Raw genomic sequence first — 7,956 nt, 5'->3', positions numbered from 1 at the left:
CCACGCCGACCGGAACGCTTCCCACAACATCGCCACCCGTGGCGAGAGCGTGTGGAATGCGGGGCGTGAGTCACGCGTCCCTGCCACCCCATAACGGGGTGTCTGGACGGAGGAGTCCACCCCAGCAACCAGTTGGGCACTACCTCCAAGCCCGGTGCTTCAGCGCCGGGTCAAGTTGACCAGGTGCACAGAGATACGCCACACCTGGGACATTCCCTACATCGGCACGCTGGGAGACGGCCGGTACTACGTCGAAGGACCGAGCCGAATCAGCCCGCGGATCGCTGAGACAGACAGCGCACAAGCTGCAGTGACCATGGTCATCGACCGCTTGCCACCGCACTGCGGCCCGGCTTTCCTCTGCAATGCAGAGGAACTGACCGCCTACGAGAGGGCGAAGGGGAGCAGGTAGCAACGGCCGGCCGACTTCGCGGAAGCATCTCCGCAAGCGACTTTGAAGACGGGTCCTCACTCGTCCCCGACAGCCAGGTCACCGCGAAGCCCTACCAGCTCCTGGTGCAGGCACTGGGCCGGCCCCCGAAGATGGCCGCCGCCAAGTACGCCTGGAACAAGCGCGAACGGCTCGGCCAGCTGCGGAACCGCGATGACGTGATCGCGCTGCACGCGATGCGCTGGCCGGACAAGCCTCCCTGATCGCAGCCCCGGGGATGACTTACCGTCAGGGGGCCGTGACGCACCGCGCGGACCGTCACGGGGATCGCATTTCACCGACGACCATCACGGGGGGCGACGGACTGCCGTCACCGATGCCGTGCCAGGCTGTCACCGATGAGCATCAGGGTTCCGTGCTGCTCTGCCCGAGCCTTCCTGGGCCCTTCGGGGCGACGATGGCAGCGCCGTCCAGTCCCGCGGGCGGGAGGCGCCTTGCCTGCGACGGACGGCCGGCCAGCCGGGAGGGTCCCCCCTGCCGTGGCCCCCGGATCGACCTGGACCTCGTGCCCGTCCAACCCCGCGAACCCGTCTCCGCACGCGCCCCGACCAGGAGTCCCCTTGCGCCTTGTTGTCCCCGGCCGCCCGCGCACCCCATTCCGCTTGGCCGTCGCTGTGCTGCTCACCGCACTGCTGGTCTCCTGCTCCGCAGCGCGGTCCGGCGACTCGCGGTCGGCGCCGAAGGGCTGGCGGCTGACGTGGTCCGACGAGTTCTCCGGAGCGGCGGGGCAGGCACCCGATCCCGACAAGTGGGTCCACGACACCGGCGGAGAGCCGCAGTGGGGCAACAAGGAATGGCAGTACTACACCGACAGGACCCGGAATGCGGCCACCGACGGTGACGGTCACCTCGTCATCACCGCGCGCCGGGAGGAACTGCCGGGCATGGGCCACTGCCCGTACGGCACCTGCGACATCACGTCGGCCCGGCTGACGACGAAGGGCACCTTCTCGCAGACGTACGGAAAGATCGAGGCGCGCATCAGGGTTCCGGAGGACGGCCCCTTTCTGCCCGCCTTCTGGATGATGGGCGACAACGACGCCACGACGTCGTGGCCCGGGAACGGCGAGATCGACGTCATGGAGGTCGCGGGCGGTGAACCGGACACCGTGTACGGCACCGTCCACGGCCCCGGCTACGGCGACGAGGGGATCGGTGGACATCGCACGCTCCCGGACGGAGAACACTTCTCCGAGGCCTTCCACACCTACGGCGTGGAATGGGACAGGAACCGCATCACCTGGTCCGTCGACGGTCACGTCTATCACTCCGACAGGAGGGCGTCCCACGGCGCCGGGCGGAAGTGGGTCTTCGACCACGACTTCTATCTGCTGCTCAACCTCGCCGTCGGCGGCGAGTGGCCCGGCCCCGTCCACGAGTCGACGCCGTTCCCCGTCCGCATGCTGACGGACTGGGTTCGCGTGTACGAACGCGCCTGAACGCGGCGGCCCGGAACTCTCCTTCGCCCGTCCCCGACCACCAGGACCCGCGAGCAAAGTTCTGCCACCTCTCGCCAACCGATTGACGCGTAGGCATGGCCATGCCACGCTCCGTGTTTGGGAGCGCTCCCATCCCCACCGCATCCCCCTTCTCCAGGAGCCGCTCATGTCCTCGTTCGACTCAGTACGTCGCCATGGCAGACCCCTCGCCACCGCCCTGCTGGCGAGTTCGCTCCTTCTCGGCGGCCTGCTGGCCACCCCGGCAGCCGCCGCGGGGACCACAGCGGTCCGGGTCAACCAGGTCGGCTACCTGCCGGACGGCCCCAAGCGCGCGACGGTCGTCACGAGCAGCACTCAAGCCCTCACCTGGCAGTTGCGCAACGCCTCCGGCACCGTGGTCGCCTCCGGCTCCACGGTCCCGCGCGGTGCGGACGCCCCTTCCGGCCAGTCCGTGCAGCTGGCGGATTTCTCCTCGTACCAGGCCACGGGTACGGGTTACGTCCTGTCGGTGGACGGCCGCGACAGCGACCCGTTCGACATCCGCGCCAACCTCTACGACGGGCTGCGTTCGGACGCGATGGCGTTCTTCTATCACCAGCGCAGCGGCATCGCCGTCGACGCCTCCCTGGCCGGCTCCGCCTACGCCCGCCCCGCCGGACACCTCGGCGTCTCACCGAACAAGGGCGACACCTCCGTCCCGTGCCAGTCCGGGGTGTGCGACTACACCCAGGACGTCCGGGGCGGCTGGTACGACGCGGGCGACCAGGGCAAGTACGTCGTCAACGGCGGCATCTCCACCTGGCTGGTCGTCAACTCCTTCGAGCGGGCCAAGCGCGCGGGCACGGACGCGGCGCTGGGCGACTCGACCCTGCGCGTGCCCGAGCGTGGCAACGGCGTCCCCGACGTCCTGGACGAGGCGCGCTGGGAGCTGGAGTTCCTGATGCGGATGCAGGTGCCCACGGGCAAGCCGTACGCCGGGATGGCCTTCCACAAGATCCACGACGCCGCCTGGACCGCTATCCCTACCCGCCCCGACCAGGACGCCCAGCCCCGCGAACTGCACCGGCCCTCCACCGCGGCGACCCTCAACCTCGCGGCCACCGCCGCGCAGTGCGCTCGTGTCTTCCGGCCCTACGACTCCGCCTTCGCCGACCGCTGTCTGGCGGCCGCCCGCCGGGCGTGGACCGCGGCGCAGGCCAACCCCGCGATGTACGCGCCCGATTCGGACGGCACGGGCGGTGGCGCCTACGGCGACAGCCAGGTCACCGACGAGTTCTACTGGGCGGCCGCCGAGTTGTACGCGACGACCGGGGAGAGCACCTACCGGGACGCGGTCACCTCCTCCTCCTGGCACACCTCCGCCGGCGCCTTCACTCCCTACGGTTTCGGCTGGGCGGACACGGCCGCGCTCGGCCGGCTCACCCTGGCCACCGTTCCCAACGGACTGCCCGCCTCCGACCTGGCCCGTATCCGCTCCTCGGTCGTCTCGGCGGCCGACAGCCACCTGTCCACGATGGCCGGGCAGGGCTACGCAGTGCCCGTCCCCAAGGACGGGTACTTCTGGGGCTCCAACAGCGAGGCCGCCGACAACGCGGTGGTCATGGCGGTCGCCGGCGAGTTGACCGGTGACGCGCGCTACCGCACCGCAGTGCTGGAGTCGATGGACTACCTGCTCGGCCGCAACGCCATCGGGCAGTCCTACGTGACCGGCTACGGCGAGAGGTCCTCGCACAACCAGCATCACCGCTTCTGGGCCCACCAGTTGGACGCCTCACTGCCCAACCCGCCGGCAGGCTCGCTCGCGGGCGGCCCCAACAGCGCGCTGCAGGACCCGGTGGCACAGGAGAAGCTGGCCGGATGCGCGCCCGCCGCCTGCTACATCGACGACATCGGCTCGTACTCCACCAACGAGGTGGCGATCAACTGGAACGCCCCGCTGGCCTGGCTGGCCGCCTACGTCGCCGACCGCCCGGCCGGCGACGGCGGCGGTCCGCAGCCGACGGCTTCCTGCGCGGTGACGTACAAGGTGGACAACGCCTGGAGCGACGGCTTCACCGCGACCGTCACCGTCAAGAACACGGGCACCTCCGCGGTGGACGGATGGCGGCTGACGTGGAACTACCCGGGCGGCCAACGCGTCACCAGCGCCTGGAACGCGACCGTCACCCAGTCGGGCGCCGACGTCGTGGCGCGCAACGTCGACTGGAACCGGGCCATCGCGCCCGGCGCGACCGCGAGCTTCGGGGTGCAGGGCTCGCTCAGCGGAAGCAACCCGTCCCCCACGGGCTTCGCTCTCAACGGAGGCGCCTGCGATTGACCGGGCCCCGGCCGGACACGACTGTTTCCGTCCACTCGGCGGAGTGGACGGAAACAGTGCGTTCAGCTCCTCGACACCAGGGCCGCCTGGGCCAAGTCCATGTCCGTGGTCTCAGGGTCTCCGGGGCCAGGAACTGCGACACCAGGCCGCCGACGGCGAGGACACCCGCCCCGATCAGCAGCACGAACTGCGCGCCGAAGCGCGTCGGGCCCCTCGGGAGCAGGAAGGTACCGATGGCGGCTCCGACGCGGCTCATCGCTTGGGAAACCCACGCCGGTGGTGCGCGGCGCGGTGGGGAACACCTGCAGCGGATAGACCGCCGTCAGGGCGCTGGAGGCGGCGTTGAGGGAGATGAAGAACAGGAAACCGCCGACGACGACCGGCGTGGAGGACGGGCCAGGCGGCCACCAAGGCCAGGGTCGCGACCGTGATCCAGAACGGCGGGATGAGCAGCCTGCGGCGCCCGATCCGGTCCACGACGAGGCAGCCCACGGTCACGCCGGCCACAGCCATGAAGGAGCGCATGGGCAGGCCCCCTATGGTTGAACAACACGGCACCGAAGCCGTCCTGCCGAGCCTCGCTACGCTCCGCCGGCTCGGCGCCGACGTCGACCCCCACGCCGTACCGCGCGATCAGTGCCTCGGCCTCCTCACTACGCCCCCGCGACTCCAACCAACGCGCCGATTCGGGGGCGCCACGACGCACCCCACCGGGGCGGCACGCACCACAGGACCGGCGTCGGCCGCCACGACGGGCGGCATGAAGCCGATCCGAACCAGGCTCCCGGGCGAGGCATCCGCGCCCGAGCGGGCCGACCGGATCCACAACTGCCCGGCGCAGCGGTCGAGGCGGCTGGCCCCCGGCCTGCGACGGACTGCTTGACCAGCGGCGCAAGGGAGCAGCGCTGCAACCGGTGAAGCAGTCGCGTGGCATCGGTGACATGGACTCGGGGCACTCCCCCGATGCCTCCCATCGGTGGGTTTCCTTCAGCCACCTTCCGAAGCCGGCGCGCCCCTCTCTGGCAGCCGCCTACCGCCGCGAGGCGAGGGCCGGCCACGCAAGGGCGCGTCATGCCTTGTCGCGGGCCGCGTCCTGTGTCTTGTCGTACTCGGCGAAGACCTCGCGCGCCACCGCGTAACTGTCGAACGCGCGGGCGACACCCGCGTAAACGGCCATCTGGATAAAGGCTTCGACGATCTCCTCCTTGGTCACGCCGTTGTGCAGGGCGATCCGTAGCTGGCCGCGGAGAGGCTCCAGAACGCCCAGGCTCGCCGTGATGGTGACGGAGACCAGAGCTCGGGTACGCACGTCGAGGTGATCGGTGCGCGGCCAGGCGTCGTTGAAGGCGTGCTCGGTCGCGATCCGGGTGAAATCGTAGGCGTTGGTCGGCTCGTACGGCCGGGGGTCGACGAACGGGGCCAGGCTGAAGCCGAGGATCCGCTCAGCGGTCTCCAAGGCGTGGGTGTACTCGGGGGTGTGCTCGGTCATGCCGCGATTCTGCACCGGCGCTGTGGGGTGATAGTGGATTGAAAGCCCCGGAGCGCCACCACCGCGCCGACGAACACCGACGTATCCGGCGCCGATCCCGGCGGCGCTCAGGCGTTGGCCGAAGACGGCGGGCCGCTCGCCGCTCCCGGTGCGCAAACAAATACCCTCAGCCACTTTCCGCCCGCACAGATCGGTGAGGCCTGTGGCCCAGACCGTCACCGGGGTCGAGAAAGGGTCTCCAGCGCGGTGTTGATCAGATCCGCCGAATGGATTCTTCGCCGCGCCCTCGCTGCGATCAACGCCTCGACGATTCGGCTGGCCTCGGACTGCTCTTGGCACGCACGGCCCAGGCGCCGTCGCGACAGGAGATCCTGGGTCCGGGCCGAAACCGCCGACGTTCTCCATTCTGGACGTAACGCCCTCGACCGTCCGCACGGAAGTCAACGCGTCGGCCTGCACGAGCACGCAGGACGGGATGAGTGCGGCGGAGTGGGCGGGCCGCTGCTCCTGGAGGAACGCCGCGAACGGCATCACGCGGCACAGCCGCCTGAAAAAGCCAGCGCGGAGTCCGACTTGGTCACAGACCCGGAGCTTCCTCCAGGGTGAGCGCCCGGTGTGGAAGCCACAGGGCAGCCGGTGGGAATATCAGGCCGCACCGACCCCCTCCAAAAAGGTCCGGGCGACGAGGTCGGCCGCCTGTGGCGACTCCAGCTCGGGGAACCTGTGTGCCGCCATGTCGACCAGTTCGTCCAAGACCGCACGTGCCCATGACGCCTCGATGTCGACGCGCAGATGCCCCTCGTCGATGGCTCGCTGAACGAACGCGTCGAGACGACTGCTCTGCTCCGCCCGGCGGGCGTTGGCCGCGGGGTCCTTCCGCATCATGCGCCGCGTGTCGAGGGGCCACACACGGCTGACCGGGATGATCCCCTCGAGGTAGCGGTGCAGGGCGACCGGAACGGGGGCCTCAGTGAGCCGGGCCTCGTCCAGAACGCGTTCCGCTGAGTCCAGCTTGGCTTGGAACACGGCGCTGAGCAGGGCCTCGCGGTTGGCAAAGCGACGGTGAACGGTGGTGCGGTCCACACCGGCGGCCGCAGCGATGGCCGCCATGGAGGTGCCCGGATCCTCGGCGAGGAGGCGGGCTCCCGCGTGCAGGACAGCGTTCAGGTTGCGTGCGGCGTCGGCTCTCATGGTCCCCAAAATCTATCCCGCTGCCGCATCTACGCCATCGTCGGATCATCGTGAGATGCAACACCGACCAATACTGCGACATGCATGTTGCAATTATTGTCATAAGAGCTACAGTGGTGTTGCTGTCCAGTGGGGCGGCATGAAGTCGAGGAAACGAGGAAACAGATATGTCGCGCACTTGGCTGATCACCGGCGGTTCGCAGGGACTGGGCAAGGCACTGGCAATCGCGGCTCTGGACACGGGGGACCAGGTCGTGGTGACCTCACGCAAGCCGGAGGCGCTCGCCCCGCTGCAGGCGGAGTACCCAGAGCGTCTGTCGGCCGTGGCGCTGGACGTCACCTCTCCGTCCGAAGCCCGAGAGGTCGTCGCCGCAGCAGTCGAGCGCTTCGGTTCGCTCGACGTGATCGTCAACAACGCCGGCTACGCCACCGGCGGTTCGATCGAGGACTTCCCCGAAGACGAGTTCCGCGCCCAGATAGAGGCCAACCTCTACGGCGTGGTGAACGTGACCCGTGCCGCGCTGCCGGTGCTGCGCGGTCAGCGGTCGGGCCACTTCGTGCAGATCTCCTCCATCGGCGGCCGTGTCGGCGGCACCCCGGGGCTGAGTGCCTACCAGACCGCCAAGTTCGCCGTCGAGGGCTTCTCCGAGGTCCTGGCGAACGAGGTCGCCCCCTTCGATGTCAAGGTCACCATCGTCGAGCCGGGTGGCATCCGCACCGGCTGGGCCGCGGGCGCCGCCGAACCGTCCGGTCCCGTCAGCCCTGATTACGAGGAGACAGTGGGCGCCTGGCTCCGCCGTTTCGCCGAGTACGCCGGCAACGAGCCCGGCGACCCCGACCGCATGGCCCGCGCCATCATCGGCGCCGTCGGGGCTGCCCAGCCGCCGCGCCGCCTGCTGTTGGGCAGCGACGCGCTCGGCATCGCCCTCAGCTCGGAGGAAGGCCGTCTCGCCGAGGCCAACGCATGGGCCGGGGTCAGCCGTTCCACCGACTTCCCCGCCTGATCGGCCGGGGCCCCGCCCGATCCGCCGACCCAGGTGTGACGCCGACGGCGCCATGCCCGCGATGC

General features: G+C 69.8%; 7 protein-coding genes. 5 read left to right on the top strand and 2 right to left on the bottom strand.

The window, feature by feature from the left end; genetic code table 11:
• Positions 1 to 154 precede the first annotated feature (154 nt).
• From EHS43_RS49020 to EHS43_RS31135, 4 genes are all read left to right on the top strand, one after another.
• The gene (locus EHS43_RS49020; RefSeq protein WP_221740774.1) at positions 155 to 412 is read left to right on the top strand and encodes a DUF6193 family natural product biosynthesis protein; all 258 of its coding nucleotides are present in this window, start codon (positions 155 to 157) and stop codon (positions 410 to 412) included.
• The gene (locus EHS43_RS49015; RefSeq protein ID WP_369009061.1) at positions 343 to 654 is read left to right on the top strand and encodes a Ku protein; all 312 of its coding nucleotides are present in this window, start codon (positions 343 to 345) and stop codon (positions 652 to 654) included. Before EHS43_RS49020 ends, EHS43_RS49015 begins: the two co-directional genes overlap by 70 nt.
• A 399-nt stretch (positions 655 to 1,053) precedes the next feature.
• Positions 1,054 to 1,890: a glycoside hydrolase family 16 protein gene (locus tag EHS43_RS31140; protein ID WP_260470797.1), complete on the top strand. Its 837-nt coding sequence runs from the start codon at positions 1,054 to 1,056 to the stop codon at positions 1,888 to 1,890.
• 166 nt (positions 1,891 to 2,056) lie between these two features.
• A complete protein-coding gene (locus EHS43_RS31135) occupies positions 2,057 to 4,207 on the top strand; it encodes a glycoside hydrolase family 9 protein (protein ID WP_125194036.1) in 2,151 nt (716 codons plus the stop codon).
• 1,069 nt (positions 4,208 to 5,276) lie between these two features.
• Here EHS43_RS31135 and EHS43_RS31125 read toward each other — a convergent pair.
• Positions 5,277 to 5,852, bottom strand: coding sequence for a carboxymuconolactone decarboxylase family protein (locus EHS43_RS31125; RefSeq protein ID WP_260470796.1), 576 nt, complete (start codon positions 5,850 to 5,852; stop codon positions 5,277 to 5,279).
• A gap of 489 nt (positions 5,853 to 6,341) precedes the next feature.
• Positions 6,342 to 6,887 (bottom strand): TetR/AcrR family transcriptional regulator, encoded by a 546-nt coding sequence (locus EHS43_RS31120; protein ID WP_125194035.1) that lies wholly within the window; start codon positions 6,885 to 6,887, stop codon positions 6,342 to 6,344.
• Between the two features lie 167 nt (positions 6,888 to 7,054).
• Between EHS43_RS31120 and EHS43_RS31115 the strand changes: the two genes are divergently transcribed.
• On the top strand, positions 7,055 to 7,891 hold the full coding sequence (locus EHS43_RS31115) for an SDR family NAD(P)-dependent oxidoreductase (protein ID WP_125194034.1): 837 nt from the start codon (positions 7,055 to 7,057) through the stop codon (positions 7,889 to 7,891).
• The last annotated feature ends 65 nt before the right edge of the window (positions 7,892 to 7,956 follow it).

This window comes from Streptomyces sp. RP5T, assembly GCF_003933965.1.
Taxonomy (GTDB): domain Bacteria; phylum Actinomycetota; class Actinomycetes; order Streptomycetales; family Streptomycetaceae; genus Streptomyces.
Note: the sequence above shows the minus strand (reverse complement) of the source record. Positions and strands in the feature narration are given on the sequence as shown.